Source organism: Janthinobacterium sp. UMAB-56 (genome assembly GCF_900095265.1).
GTDB lineage: Bacteria > Pseudomonadota > Gammaproteobacteria > Burkholderiales > Burkholderiaceae_D > Janthinobacterium.
This window is the reverse complement of record NZ_LT607651.1, coordinates 441,724-462,640: the sequence shown is the minus strand read 5'-3', so window position 1 is coordinate 462,640 and position 20,917 is coordinate 441,724. Positions and strand designations below refer to the sequence as shown.

Below are 20,917 nucleotides of genomic sequence, written 5' to 3'. Positions count from 1 at the left end.
TTGTCAGGCCAGCCTGCCAAAAGCGCAGTTCGTCGCAATCGGCGTGTCTGCCGGGGGCGGTATGGCTATAGTGACACCATACCGCAAGCCCACTGCCAGATACCCGAGGAGATACCAATGAACGTCGCTAAAAACATGGAAGTCATCGTCGTTGCGGCCGCCATCCTGCTCAGCGCCAGCTGCTACGCCATCGCCCCGGCCGCCCCGGCCCTGCAAGTGGCCAGTTCCACGGCCACCATGGCCGCGCCAGCTGGCAAGGCTGCCATGCACGTGGTGGTAGTCAAGGCCAAGCGCCTGAGCACCCTGGAAAAATCCCGTTTTGCATAATTGATTGTCAGCCATTTTCGGCACTGCTACAGTGCTGTTGCGCGAGCAATGCAAGCGCCCACGGCGGGCGACCAGACACATAAAAACAAGATACCGAGGATGCACTACATGAAAAAGACACTGCAACTGGCGCTGCTGTTCCTGGCGACTTTGGGCCTGGTGCGCGGCGCGGCCGCCGAGACCCGCTTGCTGGAAATGCGCAACGTCGATGCGCGCGTGGTGCGCGTCAAGCTCGACGGCGTGATGGAAGTGCGCATTCGCCAGGGCAACGTGCCTTCGCTGAGCATCACGGCCGACAAGCGCTACATCGCCGATGTCAGCACGGCGCAAAGCGGCGACACCCTGCATATCGAAACGGAAGTGCGTGGCTTCAAGATCGGCCCTTCGGCGATCCGCGCCGACCTGGTTTTGCCGAACTTGCGCGAACTGACTTCGGAAGGCTTTGGCAGCACCGACATCACCGGTTTCAAGGACGAGGAACTGACCCTGTCGCTGGAGGGCGCGGGCAGCATCAAGCTGGTGGGCGACTACCGCAAGCTCAATGCCAGTCTGGGCGGCGTGGGCAGCATGCAGCTCTGGATAGGCAACAATGAGCGGGCGGAGCTGGACTTGCAGGGCGCGGGCTCGGTCGTGCTGGGCGGACACGGGCGTGTCTTGAAAGCCAGCCTGGGCGGCCTGGGCAGCCTGAATGCGCGGCAATTCGAAGCCGATGCCGTCAATCTGGAATTGAGCGGCCTGGGCAATGCCACGGTGAACGCCCATACGAATGCCAAGCTGAACTTGAGCGGGCTCGGTTCGGTGGTGGTGTACGGCAAGCCGGTCAACCGCGATGTCAGCGTCGAGGGCCTGGGCAAAGTTAGCTGGAAGTAAAAGCAGCCTGCCCCAGGTGTTATGGGCAGAATAAAAGCAGTCAGACCACATCCCAATCCGATGAAAAAACTGATCATTACCTTACTCATGCTGTTGACGATACAGCTACCCGCGCGGGCTGGATTCGCCGAAGGCGCCAGCGCCTACAATAACAAGAATTACGCGCTAGCTTACAAGGAAATATTGCCACTGGCCAAGACCGGCAATGCCGATGCCGAGCATTTGCTGGGCTTGATGTATTACATGGGGCGCGGCTTGCCGCAGGATTACAAGCAAGCCATGTTCTGGCACCGCAAGGCGGCCGAGCAGGGCAAGGCCGATGCCCAGTATGTGGTGGGCGCCATGTATTACACGGGCAACGCCGTGCTGCAGGATCACAAGCAGGCCGTCAGTTGGTTCCGCAAGGCGGCCGAGCAGAACCATGCAGAGGCGCAGCAGGTGCTGGGCCTGATGTACCGCTACCACATGGGCGGGGTGCAGCAGGACAACGTCATCGCCTACATGCTGTGGAATCTGGCAGCGGCGAATGGCAACGCGAATGCGGCCGACCAGCGCGCCGCCGTGGTGCGCAAGATGACGCCTGAGCAAGTCGAGGAAGGGCAAGCCCTGTCGGCAAAATGGAAGCCCGGCACGCCCTTGCCGCGCCAGTCGAAGACGGGCGGCACTTGACGGGTGGGGGAGCAGGCTGCAAGGGCTGGCGGCTTGGCGTACAATCGCCGTTTTCCCTTGAAAGAGTCCCGCCATGCGTGCAGTTGCCATCAGCCAGCCAGGTCCCGCCGACGTTTTGCAGATTGCTGAGCGTCCCATGCCGCAGTATCAAGCGGGCGAACTGCTGATCAAGGTGCACGCGGCCGGCGTCAACCGCCCCGACGTGCTGCAGCGCCTGGGCAAGTATGCGCCGCCCGCCGGCGCGTCCGACTTGCCTGGCCTGGAAGTGGCGGGCGAAGTCGTCGATGGCGACTTTGCCCATACCGCATTCAGGAAGGGCGACCTGGTCTGCGCGCTGGTGCAGGGCGGCGGCTATGCCGAATACTGTGCCGCGCCTGCCGGCCAGTGCCTGCCCTTGCCGCGCGGCTTGACGGCGCTGGAAGGCGCGTCCCTGCCGGAAAACTTCTTCACCGTCTGGAGCAATGTCTTTGACCGCTGCGCGCTGGCCGACGGCGAAACCTTGCTGGTGCAGGGCGGCACGTCCGGCATCGGCGTGGCGGCCATTCAATTGGCGGCCGCGCTCGGTCACCGCGTGTTCGCCACGGCGGGCAGCGACGAGAAGGCGCGCGCCTGCGAGGCGCTTGGCGCCGAACGGGGCATCAATTACCGCACGGAAGATTTCGTCGCCGTCGTCAAGCAATTGACCGAGGGGAAGGGTGTCGATGTCATCCTCGACATGGTGGGCGGGGACTACCTGCCGCGCGAAATCGATTGCCTGGCCGATGACGGCCGCATCGGCCTGATCGCCGTGCAGGGCGGCAGCAAGGCTACCCTGGACCTGGGGCAAGTGCTGCGCCGCCGCTTGAGCGTCAGCGGCTCGACCCTGCGTCCCCGTCCCGTCGCCTTCAAGGCTGCCATCGCGCAGCATTTGCGCGCGACCGTCTGGCCGCTGATCGAAGCGGGCAAGATCAAGCCCGTGATCTATCAAACTTTCCCGCTCGAACAAGCCAGCGAGGCGCATGCCTTGATGGAAGCGAGCACGCACGTGGGCAAGATCATGTTGCAAGTTGCCTGAAACGGGGCACTGCCTGTTTGACCGGCATCGGTGCCGGAGTTAGAATGACGGGTTATTAGAATTTAGGCTACTATGCGTCGCAAACTCGTCGTCGGAAATTGGAAAATGAACGGCAGTCGCACCTCGAACGCGGTGTTATTGTCTGAAATAGTTGCTGGCCTGGCTGCCTCTGGCGCCGCCAGCGCCGTCTGTGTGCCTGCGCCATACCTGGCGCAGTGCCAGGCGCAATTGGCAGGCTCGCCTCTCGGCTGGGGTGCGCAGGATGTGTCCGCGCATGCCAGCGGCGCCTACACGGGCGACATCTCGACCGCCATGTTGCAGGATTTTGGCTGCAGCCATGTGGTGATCGGACATTCCGAGCGCCGCGCCGGCCATGGCGAGAGCGATGCGCAGGTGGCGGCCAAGACGGTTGCCGCGCTGGCGGCAGGCATCACGCCCATCGTTTGCATCGGCGAGACGCTGGCGCAGCGCGAGGCGGGCCAGACCGACGCGGTGGTGGCGCAGCAGCTGGGCGCCGTGCTGGCGGCCATTTCCACCGACGACGTGGCGAAACTGGTGCTGGCCTATGAGCCGGTCTGGGCCATCGGCACGGGCATGACGGCCACGCCGGAAATGGCGCAGTACGTGCATGAGATATTGCGCAACCAATTGGCGGAAAAGAATGCGGTAGCGGCGGCCGGCGTGCAGATACTGTACGGCGGCAGCATGAAGCCGGAGAACGCCAGGGAATTGATGGCGATGCCGGATATCGATGGCGGTCTGATCGGTGGGGCAGCATTGAAGGCGGCGGATTTCCTGGCAATTATTCATGCCGCTGATTGAATTAATTTAAACTGAGAATGGAATTGCAATGAACATGATGTTCAATCTGGTAGTGGTAGTACAGGTTATTTCGGCATTGTCGATTATCGCGCTGGTGTTGCTGCAGCACGGCAAGGGCGCCGATATGGGCGCCGCCTTTGGTTCGGGTGCCTCGGGCAGCCTGTTCGGTGCGACGGGTTCGTCGAACTTCATGTCGAAATCGACGGGCGTTGCCGCCGCCATCTTCTTCGGCGCCACCCTGGCCCTGTCGCTGATGGCCAATCAGCGCGCCACCACGGTGGGTGGCGGCGTGATGGATAAAGTCGTCAAGCCAGTGCCGGTCACCGGCGCGGGCGCGATCCCGACGACGGTGCCTGCAGCCCCGGCTGCCAGCGCTCCGGCAGCGGCGGCAGCGGTTGCCAGCACCCCGGCAGGCGCGATTCCAAAGTAATTCTGTCGTATCTCGATACCTCATCGAGAGTAATTCTCATTACGGGCAGATTATTGCTCAATGTTTCAGCAGCGCGGCAGGAAAAAATCGTGGCGCGCTGTAAGCTGTAAAAATTTATCGTTTTTATCTGTGTTTTGATGCATTTGTGCATTAACTTTAGCGGCAAAGCAGAGTAGAATACGGGCCTTACCGCCGACGTGGTGAAATTGGTAGACACGCTATCTTGAGGGGGTAGTGGCGAAAGCTGTACGAGTTCGAGTCTCGTCGTCGGCACCAGAAATCAGAAGCCAGCAACGGCGCACGAGCCATGGCTCGTACAAAGTTGCTGGCTTTTTTTACGAGGATGTGTCGTTCGATCCTGGTCTTAGCTTTGATTGGGGTCGTGCGTTAGATACGCTGCAAATGATCGCAGTGTCCTCATTTAACCGATCGTTCAATATAAGCTTATCAATCGTGAACCTCGAAAATTACTTCCCCGTCCTGCTGTTCATTATTATCGGCCTTGGTGTCGGTATCGCTCCCCAGCTCCTGGGGCGCCTGTTAGGCCCTAACAAGCCTGACGCAGCAAAACTCTCCCCGTACGAATGTGGCTTTGAAGCATTCGAAGACGCGCGCATGAAGTTTGATGTGCGCTACTATCTGGTCGCAATCCTGTTTATTTTGTTCGATCTGGAAACGGCATTCTTTTTCCCATGGGGCGTTGCAATGCGCGACCTGGGCTGGGCCGGTTTCGTCACGATGATGGTGTTCATCGCTGAATTCGTGGTCGGATTTTGGTACATTTGGAAGAAAGGTGCCCTTGACTGGGAATAAGCCATGGCTATTGAAGGCGTATTAAGCGAAGGTTTCATCACCACCTCGGCCGACAAGCTGATCAACTGGGCGCGCACCGGGTCTATGTTCCCGATGACGTTCGGTCTGGCCTGCTGTGCGGTCGAAATGATGCATGTGGGCGCAGCCCGCTACGATATGGACCGTTTCGGCGTCGTGTTTCGTCCGTCGCCGCGTCAGTCCGACGTCATGATCGTTGCCGGCACCCTGTGCAACAAGATGGCGCCGGCCCTGCGCAAGGTCTACGACCAGATGGCAGAGCCACGCTGGGTCATCTCGATGGGTTCCTGCGCCAATGGCGGCGGGTACTACCATTACTCCTATTCCGTGGTGCGCGGTTGCGACCGCATCGTGCCCGTCGACGTGTATGTGCCTGGCTGTCCTCCGACCGCTGAAGCCTTGTTGTACGGCATCATGCAGTTGCAGAACAAGATCAAGCGTACCAGCACGATCGCACGCTAACCGGGCCGCTTCAGATTATGACAACACATTTAGAAGTATTGCAAAACGCCCTCGGCACTGCCCTGGGCGATCGCGTTAGCACGAGCGTTGCGCTGGGCGAAGTCACCCTGGTCGTCAAGGCCGAGGACTACCTGGCCGTGATGCAGACCTTGCGCGACGATCCGACCCTGCATTTCGAGCAACTGCTCGACCTGTGCGGCGTCGACTACTCGACCTATGGCGACGGTAGCTGGGATGGCCTGCGTTTTGCGGCCGTCTCGCACTTGCTGTCGGTCAAGCACAACTGGCGCGTGCGCGTGCGCGTGTTCGCGCCGGACGACGACATGCCGCTGCTGCCTTCCGTGGTGAGTATCTGGCGTGCCGTCAACTGGTACGAGCGCGAAGCGTTCGACCTGCTGGGCATCCTCTTCGAAGGCCACAACGACTTGCGTCGCCTGCTGACCGACTACGGTTTCATCGGCCATCCGTTCCGCAAGGATTTCCCCGTCTCCGGCTATGTCGAGATGCGTTACGATCCGGAACAAAAGCGCGTGATTTACCAGCCCGTGACGATCGAGCCGCGGGAAAACGTGCCGCGCGTGATCCGCGAAGAACATTACGGGATGAAATAATGGCTGAGATTAAGAACTACACCCTGAACTTTGGGCCACAGCATCCGGCCGCGCACGGTGTGCTGCGCCTGGTGCTGGAGATGGATGGCGAAGTCATTCAGCGCGCCGACCCGCACATCGGCCTGTTGCACCGCGCCACCGAAAAGCTGGCCGAGCAAAAGACCTATCTGCAATCCGTGCCGTACATGGACCGTCTCGACTACGTGTCGATGATGTGCAATGAACATGCGTACGTGATGGCCATCGAAAAGATGCTGGGTCTGGAAGTGCCGCTGCGCGCGCAATACATCCGCGTCATGTTCGACGAGATGACGCGCATCCTGAATCACCTGATGTGGCTGGGTACCCACGCGCTGGACGTTGGCGCCATGGGCCCCTTCCTGTATTGCTTCCGCGACCGCGAAGACTTGTTCGATGCCTACGAGGCAGTCTCGGGCGCGCGCATGCACGCCGCTTACTATCGTCCGGGCGGCGTGTACCGCGACCTGCCGGACGCGATGCCGCAGCACAAGGCGTCGATCATCCGCAACGCCAAGGCGATCGGCAAGCTCAATGAAAACCGCCAGGGTTCCCTGCTGGACTTCATCGAAGACTTCGCGCGCCGCTTCCCGAACTCCGTGGACGAGTACGAAACGCTGCTGACCGATAATCGAATCTGGAAGCAACGCACCGTCGGCATCGGCGTGGTCTCTCCTGAAGATGCGCTGGCCATGGGCTTTACGGGTGCCATGCTGCGCGGCTCGGGCGTGCAGTGGGACTTGCGCAAGAAACAGCCGTACGAAGTGTACGACCTGATGGATTTCGACATTCCTATCGGCACCAACGGCGATTGCTACGACCGTTACCTGGTCCGCGTGGAAGAGTTGCGCCAGTCGAACCGCATCATCAAGCAATGCGTGGAGTGGCTGCGCAACAATGAAGGTCCTGTCATGACCAGCAACCGCAAGGTGGCGCCTCCGGGCCGCGTCGACATGAAGACCAACATGGAATCCCTGATTCACCACTTCAAGCTGTTTACGGAAGGTTTCCACGTGCCGCCAGGCGAGGCCTACAGCGCCGTGGAGCATCCGAAGGGCGAGTTCGGCGTGTACCTGGTGTCCGATGGCGCCAACAAGCCGTACCGCATGAAACTGCGCGCGCCAGACTACGCTCACTTGCAGTCGCTCGACGAGATGGCGCGTGGGCACATGCTTGCCGACGCCGTGACCATCATCGGGACGCAAGATATCGTGTTCGGCAGTATTGACCGCTAAGAGGCAAAAAGTATGTTGTTATCAGAGCAATGCTATAAGAAAATTGACCGCGAGCTGGCCAAGTACCCGGCCGACCAGCGTCAGTCGGCCGTCATGGCCGCGCTGGCCCATGCCCAGGATGAACTGGGCTGGCTGGCGCCGGAAACCATGAAGGAACTGGCCGATTACATCGGCATGCCGGCGATTGCCGTGCAGGAAGTGGCCACGTTCTACAATATGTACAACGTCAAGCCCGTGGGCAAGCACAAGATCACCGTGTGCACCAACCTGCCATGCGCCCTGTCGGGCGGCGTGCGCGCTGCAGAGTACCTGAAGCAGAAACTGGGTATCGATTTCCGCGAAACCACCGCAGACGGCCAGTTCACCCTGGTTGAAGGCGAGTGCATGGGTGCTTGCGGCGATGCGCCTGTCTTGCTGGTCAGTAATAAAACCATGTGCAGCTGGATGTCGAACGAGAAAATCGACGCCATGCTGGAGGAACTCAAGAAATGACGTCACTCCACAACCGCCATATCGATCCATTGATCCTGAAGGATCTGGATGGCAAGAACTGGCATTTGCAAGATTATGTGAACCGCGGCGGCTATAGCGCCCTGCGGCGTATCCTGGAAGAGAAAATCACGCCGGAACAGATCATCGCCGACCTCAAGGCGTCGTCCTTGCGCGGCCGTGGCGGCGCGGGTTTTCCTACCGGCTTGAAGTGGAGCTTCATGCCGCGCCAGTTCCCGGGCCAGAAATACCTCGTCTGCAATACAGATGAAGGCGAACCGGGTACATTCAAGGACCGCGACATCATTCGTTACAATCCCCATGCCCTGATCGAAGGCATGGCCATTGGCGCTTATGCGATGGGCATCACCGTCGGCTACAACTATATCCATGGCGAAATCTGGGCCGAGTACGCCCGTTTCGAAGAAGCGCTGGAAGAGGCGCGTGCCGCCGGTTTCCTGGGCGACAAGATCATGGGTAGCGAGTTCTCGTTCCAGTTGCATGCGCACCATGGTTATGGCGCCTACATCTGCGGCGAAGAAACGGCCCTGCTGGAGTCCCTGGAAGGCAAGAAAGGCCAGCCGCGCTTCAAGCCGCCTTTCCCCGCCTCGTTTGGCCTGTACGGCAAGCCGACGACGATCAACAACACGGAAACCTTCGCGGCCGTACCGTTCGTGCTGAACATTGGTCCAGAGAAATACCTGGCGATGGGCAAGCCGAACAACGGCGGTTCGAAGATCTTCTCGATCTCGGGCGACGTGGAAAAACCGGGCAACTACGAAGTGCCGCTCGGCACCCCGTTCGCCAAACTGCTGGAACTGGCAGGCGGCATGCGCGGTGGCAAAAAGATCAAGGCCGTGATCCCTGGCGGCTCGTCCGCGCCGGTGATCCGCGGCGACATCATGATGCAGACCGACCTGGACTACGACTCGATCGCGAAAGCCGGTTCGATGTTGGGTTCGGGCGCCGTCATCGTGATGGACGAAACACGCTGCATGGTAAAGGCGCTGGAACGCCTGTCCTACTTCTACTTTGAAGAATCGTGCGGCCAGTGTACGCCTTGCCGTGAAGGCACAGGCTGGATGTACCGCATGGTGCACCGCATCGAGCAGGGGCAGGGTCGTCCAGACGACCTGGACATGCTCAACTCGATCGCCGACAACATCCAGGGCCGCACCATTTGCGCGCTGGGCGATGCGGCTGCCATGCCGGTACGGGCCTTCATTAAGAATTTCCGTGAAGAATTTGAATATCATATCGAGCACAAGCATTGCTTAGTGCCCGCATATATCTAAGCTGCGTCAGGTAACGATCACCATGGTTGAAATCGAAATAGACGGCAAAAAAGTCGAAGTCCCTGCTGGTAGCATGGTGATGGACGCCGCCAACAAATTGGGAACCTACATTCCGCACTTCTGCTATCACAAGAAATTGTCGATCGCAGCGAACTGCCGCATGTGCCTGGTCGAAGTGGAAAAGGCGCCCAAGCCTTTGCCCGCTTGTGCGACCCCGGTCAGTGCCGGCATGATCGTGCGCTCCGCCAGCGATAAAGCTGTGCAGGCGCAAAAGTCGGTGATGGAATTCTTGCTCATTAACCACCCGCTCGATTGCCCTATCTGCGATCAGGGCGGCGAATGCCAGTTGCAAGACTTGGCCGTGGGCTACGGCAAGAGCGAATCGCGCTACAAGGAAGACAAGCGCGTCGTGCAGCCGAAGGAAGCCGGTCCGCTGGTCTCCATGCAGGAAATGTCGCGCTGCATCCAGTGCACCCGCTGCGTGCGCTTTGGCCAGGAAGTGGCCGGCGTGATGGAGCTGGGCATGATCGGCCGTGGCGAACACTCGGAAATCGTGTCGTTTGTCGGCCAGACGGTCGACTCCGAACTGTCGGGCAACATGATCGACCTGTGCCCGGTCGGCGCACTGACCTCGAAGCCGTTCCGCTACAGTGCCCGTACCTGGGAACTGTCGCGCCGCAAATCGGTCAGCCCGCATGATGGCCTGGGCGCGAACCTGATCGTGCAAGTGAAAGCTGGCAAGGTCAAGCGCGTATTGCCACTGGAAAACGAAGCCGTCAACGAGTGCTGGATCTCGGACAAGGACCGTTTCTCGTATGAAGCGCTGGACAGTGCCGAACGCCTGACTTCCCCGATGCTGAAACAAGGCAACGAGTGGAAAGAAGTCGATTGGCAGACCGCGCTGGAATACGTGGCGCACGGTTTGAAAAATATCAAGCACGAGCATGGCGCAGACGCCATCGCCGCGCTGGCAACGCCGCATTCGACCGTCGAAGAGCTGGTGCTGCTGCAAAAAGTGGCTCACGGTCTCGGCAGCGAGAACGTCGACTTCCGTCTGCGTCAGACCGACTTCGCGCTGGACGCCGGCGTCAAGCCATGGCTGGGCATGCCGATCAACGAATTTGGCCAGATCAAGCGCGCCTTCGTCATCGGTTCGTTCCTGCGCAAGGATCATCCATTGCTGGCCACGCGTTTGCGCGCGTCCGTGAAGGGCGGCGCCAAGCTGTCGATCCTGCACGCTTCCGACGATGATCAGCTGATCACCATCGCCAACAAGATGATCGTCGCGCCGAGTAACTGGCTGGCGGCCTTGTCGGAAGTGGTCGTCGCTGTTGCTAAAGCGAAAGAAATCGCTGCGCCAAACGGTTTCGAAGCGGTTGCCGCTTCGGACGTGGCCGTTGCAATTGCCGCCAGCCTGATGGCCGGCGACCACGGTGCCGTGTTGCTGGGTAACGCGGCAACGCAACACCCGCAAGCGTCGCAACTGCACGCTGCCGCACAATGGATCGCCGAACAGACGGGCGCCAAGCTCGGTTACCTGACGGAAGCGGCCAACACGGTAGGCGCACACCTGGTCGCCAAGCCGCGCGCCAAGGTGCAAGCTGCCTTTGCCGTGCCGAAGAAAGCCTACGTGCTGCTGCACGCCGAGCCGGAATTGGATAGCGCCAACCCACAAGCGGCCCGCGCCGCCCTGGATGGCGCCGAGATGGTCGTGGCCATGTCGGCCTTCAAGCACGGCATGGATTACGCCGACGTCTTGCTGCCGATCGCCCCGTTCGCTGAAACCTCGGGCACCTTCGTCAACTGCGAAGGCCGTGCGCAAAGCTTCAACGGCACCGTGAAACCGCTGGCGGAAACCCGTCCAGCCTGGAAAGTGCTGCGCGTCCTGGGCAACATCCTGGGCCTGGCCGGTTTCGACTACGACACCTCCGAAGCGATCCGCGACGAAGCGTTTGGTGCCGGCGTGACCGATCTGTCGGCACAGCTGAACAACATCGCGAAAAACGCGCCGGAAGCGGCAAGCTACGCACCGGCTTCACCAACGCTGCAACGCATCGCCGACGTGCCGATCTACTTCGCCGACGCGCTGGTACGCCGCTCCGAGCCTTTGCAACGCACGGTCGATGGTGCCGCGCCGCAAGCGCACCTGTCCCTGGCCCTGGCTGACAAGCTGGGCATCAAGGCAGGCGACAAGGTCAAAGTGGCGCAAGGCTCCGGCAGCGCCATCCTGGTGGCGGCACTCCATGCCGGCCTGCCAGCCAATGTGGTGAAAGTGTCGGCGGCGCATGCCTCGACGGCTAGCCTGGGCGGCATGTTCGGTGACATCACAGTTGAAACAGCAGAGGGGAAAATCTGATGGCTCTGCCTGAATTTGTAAACGTCATCAACAGCAGCGGCCAGGATTTGCTGGGCGGCTCCTGGCCGTTCTTCTGGACCCTGATCAAGATCCTGTGCGTGCTGTTGCCGCTGATGGGCCTGGTTGCCTACCTGACCTTGTGGGAGCGCAAGCTGATCGGCTGGATCCAGATCCGCGTCGGCCCGAACCGCGTGGGCCCGCTGGGCTTGCTGCAACCGATCGCCGATGCACTGAAACTCTTGTTCAAAGAGATCATCATCCCGTCCAAGGCTGCCAAAGGCCTGTTCGTGATCGGTCCTATCATGACCATCATGCCGGCCCTGGCCGCCTGGTCGGTCGTGCCATTCGGCCCGCAAGCCGTGCTGGCCAACGTCAACGCGGGCTTGCTGATGCTGCTGGCGATTACCTCGATGGAAGTCTACGGCATCATCATCGCCGGCTGGGCCTCGAACTCGAAGTACTCGTTCATGGGTGCCATGCGCGCTTCGGCACAGATGATTTCGTATGAAATCCCGATGGGCTTCGTGATGGTCATCGTGCTGATGGTCTCTGGCAGCCTGAACTTCATCGACATCGTCAGCGGCCAGCAAATCGGCTTCTTCGCCGACAAGGGCGTGAACTTCCTGTCGTGGAACTGGTTGCCGCTGCTGCCGATGTTCGTCATCTACCTGGTGTCGGGCCTGGCTGAAGCCAACCGTCACCCGTTCGACGTCGTCGAAGGCGAGTCGGAAATCGTCGCCGGCCACATGGTCGAGTACTCGGGCATGGCCTACGCCATGTTCATGCTGGCCGAATACGCCAACATGATACTGATCGGCGCCCTGGCTTCGATCATGTTCCTCGGTGGCTGGTCCGCACCATTTGCTTTCCTTGAGTTCTGGGGTGGTTTCGGCGGCTTCTTCTGGCTGTTCGCCAAGACCTTCTTCATCGTGTCGGTGTTCATCTGGGTGCGCGGTACTTTCCCACGCTACCGTTATGACCAGATCATGCGCCTCGGCTGGAAAGTGTTTATCCCGTTGACGCTGGTCTACCTGGTCTTCGTCGCTGCCTGGATGCAGACATCCTGGAATATTTGGAAGTAAGAGAGTGCATACGAATGGATAAGGTAAAAGATTTCTTCAGCAGCCTCTTGTTAGGCGAGCTGATCAAGGGCATGGCGTTGACAGGCAAGTACATGTTTTCGCGCAAGATCACGGTGCAATTCCCGGAAGAGAAGACACCGATCTCGCCGCGTTTCCGTGGCTTGCACGCGCTGCGCCGCTACCCGAACGGCGAGGAACGTTGCATCGCCTGCAAACTGTGCGAAGCGGTTTGCCCGGCGATGGCCATCACGATCGAATCGGAACAGCGTGACGACGGCTCGCGCCGCACCACGCGTTACGATATCGACTTGACCAAGTGCATCTTCTGCGGTTTCTGCGAAGAGTCCTGCCCGGTCGATTCGATCGTCGAGACGCAAATCCTGGAATACCACGGCGAGAAACGCGGGGATTTGTATTACACGAAAGAGATGTTGCTGGCCGTGGGTGATCGTTATGAAAATGACATCGCCGCCGCGCGCGCCGCCGACGCACCTTATCGCTGATGGATGCGCCGCAGCCCTCAAGCTGCGGCGCGCCCCTCGTTCATCTGTACGTCTATTGGGTTTTTTATGGACTTTAAAACAATTTTGTTTTACGCCTTCGCGCTGATTCTGATCATAGCGGCGACACGCGTCATCACGGCCCGTAATCCGGTCCACGCAGTACTGTTCCTGGTGCTGTCCTTCTTTTCCGCAGCGGGCATCTGGATGCTGCTGCAAGCTGAATTCCTGGCCATCGTGCTGGTATTGGTGTATGTCGGCGCCGTGATGGTGCTGTTCCTCTTCGTGGTCATGATGCTCGATATCAATATCGACCGCATGCGCGAAGGCTTCTGGGGCTACCTGCCTTTGTCGGTGACGGTGGGCGTGATCATCGTGCTGGAAATGGCCGCTGTCCTGTGGCACGGTTTCCGCAACTTTGCGCCTAGCATCGCTCCGGTGAACGTCAACCTGGGCGGCACCAAGGAACTGGGCCTGCTGATCTACACGAAATATGTGTTCGCCTTCGAGATCGCCGCCGTCGTGCTGCTGGTGGCCATCGTTGCTGCGGTTGCACTGACCCTGCGCAAACGCAAGGACACCAAGCATTTTGCTCCGGGCGATGCCGTGCGCGTCAAGCGCAACGACCGCTTGAAGATCATCAAGATGGACGCGGTCGTCGAGCGTCCTGCGGCTGAGCCGGAAGTTAAGGAGGCACCATGACATTATCGCTCACACATTTTCTGGTCCTGGGCGCGATCCTGTTCGCAATCTCGATCGTCGGTATTTTCCTGAACCGCAAGAACATCATCGTATTGCTGATGGCAATCGAATTGATGCTGCTGGCGGTGAATATGAATTTCATCGCGTTCTCCCATTTCATGGGCGACGCGGCCGGTCAGATCTTCGTTTTCTTCATCCTGACGGTTGCCGCCGCTGAGTCGGCTATCGGTCTGGCTATTCTGGTGGTGATGTTCCGTAATCTGGATACCATCAACGTCGAAGACCTGGACAGCCTCAAAGGCTGATGTTTTTCAGACTCGATCTCTCGAATAATAACGATTAAGGTTCATCATGGCGGGGCAACTCCTCAACCCTAACCTCCTTCTTGCCGTACCGCTGGCGCCGCTGGCCGGTGCCGCGATTGCAGGCTTGCTTGGCACCCAGTTCCTGGGTAATTTGGTCGGACGCAAGACGTCGCATACCGCGACGATCCTGGGCGTACTGATTGCATTCATCCTGTCCGTGCAGACACTGCTGGCAGTGATGGATGGCGCGACATTCAATGGCACGATCTATAACTGGATGACGATCGGCACCCTGAAGATGGAAGTGGGCTTCCAGATCGATTCGCTGTCGGCGATGATGATGTGCGTGGTCAGCTTCGTTTCCCTGATGGTGCACATCTACACGATCGGCTACATGAAGGATGACGAAGGCTACAACCGCTTCTTCGCCTACATCTCGCTGTTCACCTTCTCGATGCTGATGCTGGTCATGGCCAACAACTTCCTGCAACTGTTCTTCGGTTGGGAAGCCGTGGGCCTGGTCTCTTACCTGCTGATCGGTTTCTGGTACCAGCGTCCGACGGCCATCGTGGCCAACATGAAGGCCTTCCTGGTCAACCGCGTGGGCGACTTCGGCTTCATCCTGGGCATCGGCCTGCTGCTGGCTTACGCCGGCACCATGAACTACCAGGAAGTGTTCGCCAAGAAAGACGAACTGGCGCTGTTGAGCCTGCCTGGTACCGACTGGGCCCTGCTGACCGTTGCCTGCATCTGCCTGTTTATCGGCGCGATGGGCAAATCGGCGCAGTTCCCGCTGCACGTGTGGCTGCCTGACTCGATGGAAGGTCCTACCCCGATCTCGGCACTGATTCACGCCGCGACGATGGTGACGGCCGGTATCTTCATGGTGTCGCGCATGTCGCCGCTGTTCGAACTGTCCGACACGGCACTGTCCTTCATCCTGGTGATCGGTTCCATCACGGCGCTGTTCATGGGCTTTTTGGGCATGATCCAGAACGACATCAAACGCGTCGTCGCTTACTCGACCCTGTCGCAACTGGGCTACATGACCGTCGCGCTGGGCTCGTCCGCGTACTCCGTGGCCGTGTTCCACCTGATGACGCACGCCTTCTTCAAGGCACTGCTGTTCCTGGGCGCCGGTTCCGTCATCATCGGCATGCACCATGACCAGGATATCCGCAACATGGGCGGCTTGCGCAAGTACATGCCGATCACCTGGATCACCTCACTGGTCGGTTCGCTGGCCCTGATCGGCACGCCACTGTTCTCCGGTTTCTACTCGAAAGACAGCATCATCGAAGCCGTCGAAGCGACGCATATCTGGGGCGCTGGCTTTGCCCAGTTCGCCGTGCTGGCTGGCGTGTTCGTCACCGCCTTCTACTCGTTCCGCATGTATTTCCTCGTCTTCCATGGCAAGGAACGTTTCGGTCAGGCGCATGCGCATGGCCACGACGACCATCACGCACCGGCGGCCAAGCATGATTCGGACGCGCACGATGAAGAAGAGGAAGACGACCACGCGCACCACGGTCTGGAACCTGGCCAGAAGCCACATGAATCGCCATTCGTCGTGTGGTTCCCGCTGGTGATGCTGGCCATCCCGTCGTTGTTGATCGGCTACCTGACCATCGGTCCTATGCTGCATGGCGATTTCTTCAAGGGCGTGATCTTCGTTGGCGAAAACCATCCAGCAATGGAAGAGTTGTCGCATGAATTCCACGGCGCAATGGCGATGGCGCTGCACGGCCTGTCGACGGCACCGTTCTGGCTGGCATTGTCCGGCGTAGTGGCAGCCTACTACTGCTACATGGTCAACCCGCGTGTGCCGGCCTGGTTCTTCGCCAAGTTCCACGCGATCCACACCCTGCTGGACAACAAGTACTACCTGGACAAGTTCAATGAAGTCGTGTTCGCCGGCGGTGCCCGCTTGCTGGGTAATGGCCTGTGGAACTTCGGTGACAAGAAGCTGATCGACGGTTTCGTCGTGAATGGCAGCGCCAAGGTCGTCGCCTGGCTGTCCTCGCTGTCGCGAGGCTTGCAGACCGGCTACATCTATCACTATGCATTCGTGATGATCCTGGGCGTGCTGGGCTTCCTGATCTATTTCCTGCCATTCTGGCCCGCTAAGTAAGCTGACCTGATAAAAGAATACTGAGAACCATGATGCAGTCTACGATTTCTACACTACCTCCTTACCTGAGTCTGTCGATCTGGGTGCCGATCATTTGCGGCGTCCTGGTCCTGGCTCTCGGCCGTGACAGCAAAGCGGGCTTTACCCGCTGGCTGTCGCTGGCTGGCGCCGTGCTCAGCATGCTGTGCACCTTGCCGCTGATCCAGCATTTCGACAACGCCGCACACGGCATGCAATTCGTCGAAAAAGCACCGTGGATAGCCACCTTCAATATCTGGTACTCGCTGGGTATCGACGGCCTGTCGCTGTGGTTCATTCCACTGACGGCCTTCATCACGGTCATCGTCGTCATTTCGGCTTGGCAAGTGATCGAGAAGCGCATCGCCCAGTACATGGGTGCCTTTTTGATCCTGTCGGGCCTGATGATCGGCGTGTTCTGCGCGCTGGACGGCTTGCTGTTCTACTTCTTCTTTGAAGCAACCCTGATCCCGATGTTCATCATCATCGGTATCTGGGGCGGCTCGAACCGCGTGTACGCCTCGTTCAAGTTCTTCCTGTACACCTTCTTCGGTTCGCTGCTGACCCTGGTTGCCATCATCTACTTGCGCAATGTGACGGGTAGCTTCGACATCCTGGCCTGGCATGCGTTCAAGCTGACGATGAACGAGCAGATCTTCATCTTCCTGGCCTTCCTGATGGCGTTTGCCGTAAAAGTGCCGATGTTCCCTGTCCACACGTGGTTACCGGACGTCCACGTGGAAGCGCCTACGGGCGGTTCCGCCGTGCTGGCCGCCATCATGCTGAAACTGGGCGCGTATGGTTTCTTGCGTTTTTCGCTGCCGATCACGCCGGACGCCAGCCACTACCTGTCGGGCTTCATGATCGCCTTGTCGCTGATCGCCGTCATCTACATCGGTCTGGTTGCCCTGGTGCAAACCGACATGAAAAAACTGGTCGCCTATTCGTCGATCGCGCACATGGGTTTCGTCACCCTGGGCTTCTTCATGTTCAATGACATCTCGGTGCAGGGCGGTATCGTGCAAATGGTCTCGCACGGCTTTATCTCCGGCGCAATGTTCCTGTGCATCGGCGTGCTGTATGACCGCATGCATACCCGCAACATCGCCGACTACGGCGGCGTCGTGAACCGCATGCCGAAATTTGCCGCCTTCTTCCTGCTGTTCTCGATGGCCAACTGCGGCTTGCCAGCCACCTCCGGCTTCGTCGGCGAATTCATGGTGATCCTGGGCGCGGTGCAATTCAACTTCTGGATAGGTTTGCTGGCTGCAACGGCATTGATCTGGGGCGCGGCGTACTCGCTGTGGATGGCCAAGCGCGTGGTGTTCGGCAAGATCAAGAACAAGCATGTGGCCGAACTGACCGACATCAACAAACGTGAGTTCTTCATGCTTGCCGTGCTGGCCATCGCCGTGCTCGTGATGGGTCTGTACCCAGCCCCGTTCACCGACACGATGCAAACTTCGGTTGCCGACCTGCTGCAGCATGTCGCCATCAGCAAGTTGCCTTAAATAGAAGACCGATAACATGACTAATGCACCTAATCTGCTACCGCTGTACGCGGAAATCTTTCTGCTGATCGCCACCTCGGCGCTCTTGCTGATCGATATGTTCTTGCCTGCGGCGAAGCGTTCGATCACCTATGCGCTGTCCTTGCTGACCTTGGCAGGCTGCGCCTTGCTGACCGTGGGCGACTTCAATGCGGGCACCACCGTCTACACGTTCCACAATATGTTCGTGTCGGACCCGATGTCGCAGTTGTTGAAACTGTTCTCCTACGGCGCCGTGGCGCTGACCCTGATCTACTCGCGCGCCTATGCCACCGACCGCAACATGCTGTCGGGTAACCTGGGCGGTGAGTTCTACGTGCTGGCCCTGTTTGCACTGCTGGGCCAGATGATCATGATCTCGGCCAACAACTTCCTGATCATTTACCTGGGTCTGGAACTGATGTCGCTGTCGCTGTACGCACTGATCGCCTTGCGCCGTGACAATGCCAAGGCCACGGAAGCGGCCATGAAATACTTCATCCTGGGCGCGCTGGCTTCCGGTTTCATGTTGTACGGTATCTCGATGCTGTACGGCGCCTCGGGCACGCTGGATCTGGGCGAACTGCGCGTGGCGCTGGAAAACGGCAAGACCAACGGCACCATCATGGTCTTCGGCCTGGTCTTCCTGGTCGCCGGCCTGGCCTTCAAACTGGGCGTCGTGCCATTCCACATGTGGGTGCCTGACGTGTATCAAGGTTCGCCGACGGCCGTGACCCTGCTGCTGGGCGGTGCGCCGAAACTGGCCGCGTTTGCCATCACCCTGCGTTTGCTGGGCGAGGGCTTGCTGCCGATGGCACATGACTGGCAGCAAATGCTGCTGGTGCTGGCCGTGATGTCGCTGGCCATCGGTAACTTCACCGCCATCGCGCAAACGAATCTGAAGCGCATGCTGGCGTACTCGACCATCGCGCAAATGGGCTTCGTGCTGCTGGGCCTGCTGTCCGGTACCGTTGATGCACCGAACAACACCCTGAACGCGGCTGGCGCAGCCACCGCCTACGGCGCTTCGATGTATTACGTCATCACCTACGTGTTTACCACCTTGGGTACCTTTGGCGTGATCATGTTGTTGGCACGTAATGGTTTCGAAGCAGAAGAACTGGCCGACTTCAAGGGCCTGGGCAAACGCAGCCCGATCTTTGCGCTGGTGATGACCCTGTTCATGTTCTCGCTGGCCGGCGTGCCACCGCTGATGGGCTTCATGGCCAAGTACTCGGTGCTCGCTTCCGTGCTGGCCACGGGCCAGCTGTGGCTGACCATCGCTGCCGTGCTGTTCTCGCTGATCGGTGCTTTCTACTACCTGCGCGTCGTGAAAATGATGTGGTTCGACGAGCCGACCGACAGCAACGCGCTGGTCGTGCATGGCGACATGCGCGTCGTGCTGGCCCTGAACGGCGTGTTCGTCCTGGCGCTGGGCGTGATGCCTAACAGCATCCTGGCTGCCTGCGCAACCGCCATCAGCAAGACCCTGGCGTCCTGACCGATGGATGTCAGCGCATCGAGCTGGCTGGTGATCGCCCTGGGCATCCTGGGCGCCAACCTGCCTTTCCTGAACGAGAAACTGTTTGCTGCCGTGCCCCTGAAAAGGGCGGCGCAGACAGAGGGGAGGGAAGGCTGGCGCAAGCCACTGGCACTACGCCTGCTGGAGATGGTGATGCTGTACTTCATCGTCGGCGCCGTGGCGTTCGCGCTCGAAGCGCGCATCGGCAACGGTTTCCCGCAGACGTGGGAGTTCTATGCCATCACCGGCTGTCTGTTTCTGGTGCTGGCTTTTCCCGGCTTTGTCGGACGCTACTTGCGTAAACGCCGTTAGCAGCATCGACCGAAAGCGGCGCCTCTGGCGCCGTTTTTTATTGAACATAAGGAAATGCATGGATACCCAATCCACCGATACGCAATTGATTGAAACCAAAGTGGACGGCGAGCTCGTCTACGAGGGCGGCTTCCTGCGCGTGCAGCGCGACCGGGTCGCCCTGCCTGACGGCAAGATCACGGCGCGCGAATTCATCCTGCACCCGGGCGCCGTCGTCATCCTGCCGCTGCTCGACGACGGCACGGTGCTGATGGAGCGCCAGTACCGCTATCCGCTGGACCGGGTCTTCATTGAATTCCCTGCTGGCAAGATCGATGCGGGCGAATCGCACCTCGCTTGCGCCCAGCGCGAGTTGCTGGAAGAAACAGGCTACACAGCCAGCGACTGGCAGTTCGTTTCCACCATCCACAACGCCATCGCCTATTCCGACGAACACCTGGAACTGTTTTTGGCGCGTGGCCTGGTAGCGGGCGAACGCCAGCTCGACGACGGCGAATTCCTGGAAACGTTTACGGCCACGGTGCCGCAATTGCTCGACTGGGTGAAGGATGGCAGCATCACGGATGTGAAAACGGTCATCGGCATCTTTTGGCTCGACAAGATCACCAGCGGCGCCTGGCAAGCGGCCTGATTTAGCCCATGCATAAGGCTCTCTGCTTGCTGTTGGCGTTTGCCGGCCTGGATGCGCTGGCCGCACCGCGCACGCCGTTCCAGGTGCGCTGCGAAGACACGATCAGCAAGACGGTGTCGGTGCTGACGGCGCAGCAGAACGGTTACAGCATCGACACGCATCTGCCGTACAAGGCCCTGACCGTGATGAAGGGCACGGCGCGCGCCAATACCTGGGTGCTGGGATTGACCAAGACGGATTCACGCGTGGCCATCGGCCTGGCCGGACCCATGCTGCAAGACCCGGCCAGCGGCTATGAATGCGTGGCGCCGCAGATTAGCGTGACGCTCACCTATGCGCCCGTGGTGATCTATATCGGTCGCGAGTTTGCCCCTGGCACTTGCGCGTATGATGAGATACTCGCGCACGAGCTGCGGCACATGAAAACCTATATGGAACACTTGCCGCGCGTGGAAAAGACCGTGCGCGCCGCGCTCGCCAAACGCTTCGAGGCGCGGCCACTGTATGCGCCCAGCGGCACGGCCAAGGCGGCGCTGGCGCGCGAGATCGACACGGGCTGGTTGCCCTACATCAAGGCCGAAATGCGCAAGGTGGAAACCCTGCAGGCGGCCATCGATTCGCCGCAGGAATATGCGCGCCTGGGCAAGGCGTGCAAGGGTGAAATCCAGAATATATTGGCGGGCAAGGTACAGCCCGCCCGGCAGTGACAAGACAAG

The 20,917-nt window shown here is 59.6% G+C and carries 23 protein-coding genes and 1 tRNA gene; all 24 read left to right on the top strand.

Annotation, left to right across the window (positions count from 1 at the left end; genetic code table 11):
• Nucleotides 1–117: 117 nt before the first annotated feature.
• The gene (locus tag K0F85_RS02155; protein WP_219114336.1) at nt 118–327 is read left to right on the top strand and encodes a hypothetical protein; all 210 of its coding nucleotides are present in this window, start codon (nt 118–120) and stop codon (nt 325–327) included.
• 108 nt (nt 328–435) lie between these two features.
• A complete protein-coding gene (locus K0F85_RS02150) occupies nt 436–1,197 on the top strand; it encodes a GIN domain-containing protein (RefSeq protein WP_219114335.1) in 762 nt (253 codons plus the stop codon).
• A 60-nt stretch (nt 1,198–1,257) separates the two neighbouring features.
• Entirely contained in the window at nt 1,258–1,866 is a 609-nt protein-coding gene (locus tag K0F85_RS02145; RefSeq protein WP_219114334.1) for a tetratricopeptide repeat protein, read from the top strand.
• A gap of 73 nt (nt 1,867–1,939) precedes the next feature.
• Complete coding sequence (locus K0F85_RS02140; RefSeq protein WP_219114333.1) at nt 1,940–2,920, top strand: NAD(P)H-quinone oxidoreductase; 981 nt, start codon at nt 1,940–1,942, stop codon at nt 2,918–2,920.
• Nucleotides 2,921–2,992: 72 nt separating this feature from the next.
• Nucleotides 2,993–3,742 (top strand): triose-phosphate isomerase, encoded by a 750-nt coding sequence (gene tpiA, locus K0F85_RS02135; RefSeq protein WP_219114332.1) that lies wholly within the window; start codon nt 2,993–2,995, stop codon nt 3,740–3,742.
• 28 nt (nt 3,743–3,770) lie between these two features.
• Nucleotides 3,771–4,172, top strand: a complete 402-nt coding sequence (gene secG, locus K0F85_RS02130; protein ID WP_219114331.1) for a preprotein translocase subunit SecG — start codon at nt 3,771–3,773, stop codon at nt 4,170–4,172.
• A 191-nt stretch (nt 4,173–4,363) separates the two neighbouring features.
• A tRNA-Leu gene (locus K0F85_RS02125) sits at nt 4,364–4,448 on the top strand.
• Between the two features lie 177 nt (nt 4,449–4,625).
• Nucleotides 4,626–4,985: an NADH-quinone oxidoreductase subunit A gene (locus K0F85_RS02120; protein ID WP_010399734.1), complete on the top strand. Its 360-nt coding sequence runs from the start codon at nt 4,626–4,628 to the stop codon at nt 4,983–4,985.
• A 3-nt stretch (nt 4,986–4,988) separates the two neighbouring features.
• The gene (locus K0F85_RS02115; protein WP_010399733.1) at nt 4,989–5,465 is read left to right on the top strand and encodes an NADH-quinone oxidoreductase subunit B family protein; all 477 of its coding nucleotides are present in this window, start codon (nt 4,989–4,991) and stop codon (nt 5,463–5,465) included.
• Between the two features lie 17 nt (nt 5,466–5,482).
• Complete coding sequence (locus tag K0F85_RS02110; RefSeq protein WP_219114330.1) at nt 5,483–6,076, top strand: NADH-quinone oxidoreductase subunit C; 594 nt, start codon at nt 5,483–5,485, stop codon at nt 6,074–6,076.
• Nucleotides 6,076–7,329 (top strand): NADH-quinone oxidoreductase subunit D, encoded by a 1,254-nt coding sequence (locus tag K0F85_RS02105; RefSeq protein WP_034749992.1) that lies wholly within the window; start codon nt 6,076–6,078, stop codon nt 7,327–7,329. Before K0F85_RS02110 ends, K0F85_RS02105 begins: the two co-directional genes overlap by 1 nt.
• Nucleotides 7,330–7,341: 12 nt before the next feature.
• On the top strand, nt 7,342–7,821 hold the full coding sequence (gene nuoE / locus K0F85_RS02100) for an NADH-quinone oxidoreductase subunit NuoE (protein ID WP_035820520.1): 480 nt from the start codon (nt 7,342–7,344) through the stop codon (nt 7,819–7,821).
• Nucleotides 7,818–9,113 (top strand): NADH-quinone oxidoreductase subunit NuoF, encoded by a 1,296-nt coding sequence (nuoF, locus tag K0F85_RS02095; RefSeq protein ID WP_141170144.1) that lies wholly within the window; start codon nt 7,818–7,820, stop codon nt 9,111–9,113. Before nuoE ends, nuoF begins: the two co-directional genes overlap by 4 nt.
• 22 nt (nt 9,114–9,135) lie before the next feature.
• Nucleotides 9,136–11,469: an NADH-quinone oxidoreductase subunit NuoG gene (gene nuoG / locus K0F85_RS02090; protein ID WP_219114329.1), complete on the top strand. Its 2,334-nt coding sequence runs from the start codon at nt 9,136–9,138 to the stop codon at nt 11,467–11,469.
• On the top strand, nt 11,469–12,551 hold the full coding sequence (gene nuoH / locus K0F85_RS02085; protein ID WP_070255609.1) for an NADH-quinone oxidoreductase subunit NuoH: 1,083 nt from the start codon (nt 11,469–11,471) through the stop codon (nt 12,549–12,551). Before nuoG ends, nuoH begins: the two co-directional genes overlap by 1 nt.
• Before the next feature lie 14 nt (nt 12,552–12,565).
• The gene (gene nuoI / locus K0F85_RS02080; protein ID WP_010399726.1) at nt 12,566–13,054 is read left to right on the top strand and encodes an NADH-quinone oxidoreductase subunit NuoI; all 489 of its coding nucleotides are present in this window, start codon (nt 12,566–12,568) and stop codon (nt 13,052–13,054) included.
• Between the two features lie 66 nt (nt 13,055–13,120).
• Nucleotides 13,121–13,753 (top strand): NADH-quinone oxidoreductase subunit J, encoded by a 633-nt coding sequence (locus K0F85_RS02075; RefSeq protein ID WP_076567084.1) that lies wholly within the window; start codon nt 13,121–13,123, stop codon nt 13,751–13,753.
• Complete coding sequence (gene nuoK, locus K0F85_RS02070; protein ID WP_010399724.1) at nt 13,750–14,058, top strand: NADH-quinone oxidoreductase subunit NuoK; 309 nt, start codon at nt 13,750–13,752, stop codon at nt 14,056–14,058. Before K0F85_RS02075 ends, nuoK begins: the two co-directional genes overlap by 4 nt.
• Nucleotides 14,059–14,104: 46 nt before the next feature.
• On the top strand, nt 14,105–16,189 hold the full coding sequence (gene nuoL / locus K0F85_RS02065; protein ID WP_219114328.1) for an NADH-quinone oxidoreductase subunit L: 2,085 nt from the start codon (nt 14,105–14,107) through the stop codon (nt 16,187–16,189).
• A gap of 29 nt (nt 16,190–16,218) precedes the next feature.
• Nucleotides 16,219–17,718, top strand: a complete 1,500-nt coding sequence (locus K0F85_RS02060; protein WP_219114327.1) for an NADH-quinone oxidoreductase subunit M — start codon at nt 16,219–16,221, stop codon at nt 17,716–17,718.
• 16 nt (nt 17,719–17,734) lie between these two features.
• Nucleotides 17,735–19,237 (top strand): NADH-quinone oxidoreductase subunit NuoN, encoded by a 1,503-nt coding sequence (gene nuoN / locus K0F85_RS02055; protein WP_219114326.1) that lies wholly within the window; start codon nt 17,735–17,737, stop codon nt 19,235–19,237.
• 3 nt (nt 19,238–19,240) lie between these two features.
• Nucleotides 19,241–19,570, top strand: a complete 330-nt coding sequence (locus tag K0F85_RS02050; RefSeq protein ID WP_219114325.1) for a DUF2818 family protein — start codon at nt 19,241–19,243, stop codon at nt 19,568–19,570.
• 58 nt (nt 19,571–19,628) lie between these two features.
• Nucleotides 19,629–20,201 carry an NUDIX domain-containing protein gene (locus tag K0F85_RS02045; RefSeq protein WP_219114324.1) on the top strand — a complete coding sequence of 191 codons (573 nt, stop codon included), beginning with the start codon at nt 19,629–19,631 and terminating at the stop codon, nt 20,199–20,201.
• 8 nt (nt 20,202–20,209) lie between these two features.
• On the top strand, nt 20,210–20,908 hold the full coding sequence (locus tag K0F85_RS02040; RefSeq protein WP_219114323.1) for a hypothetical protein: 699 nt from the start codon (nt 20,210–20,212) through the stop codon (nt 20,906–20,908).
• Nucleotides 20,909–20,917: the final 9 nt, after the last annotated feature.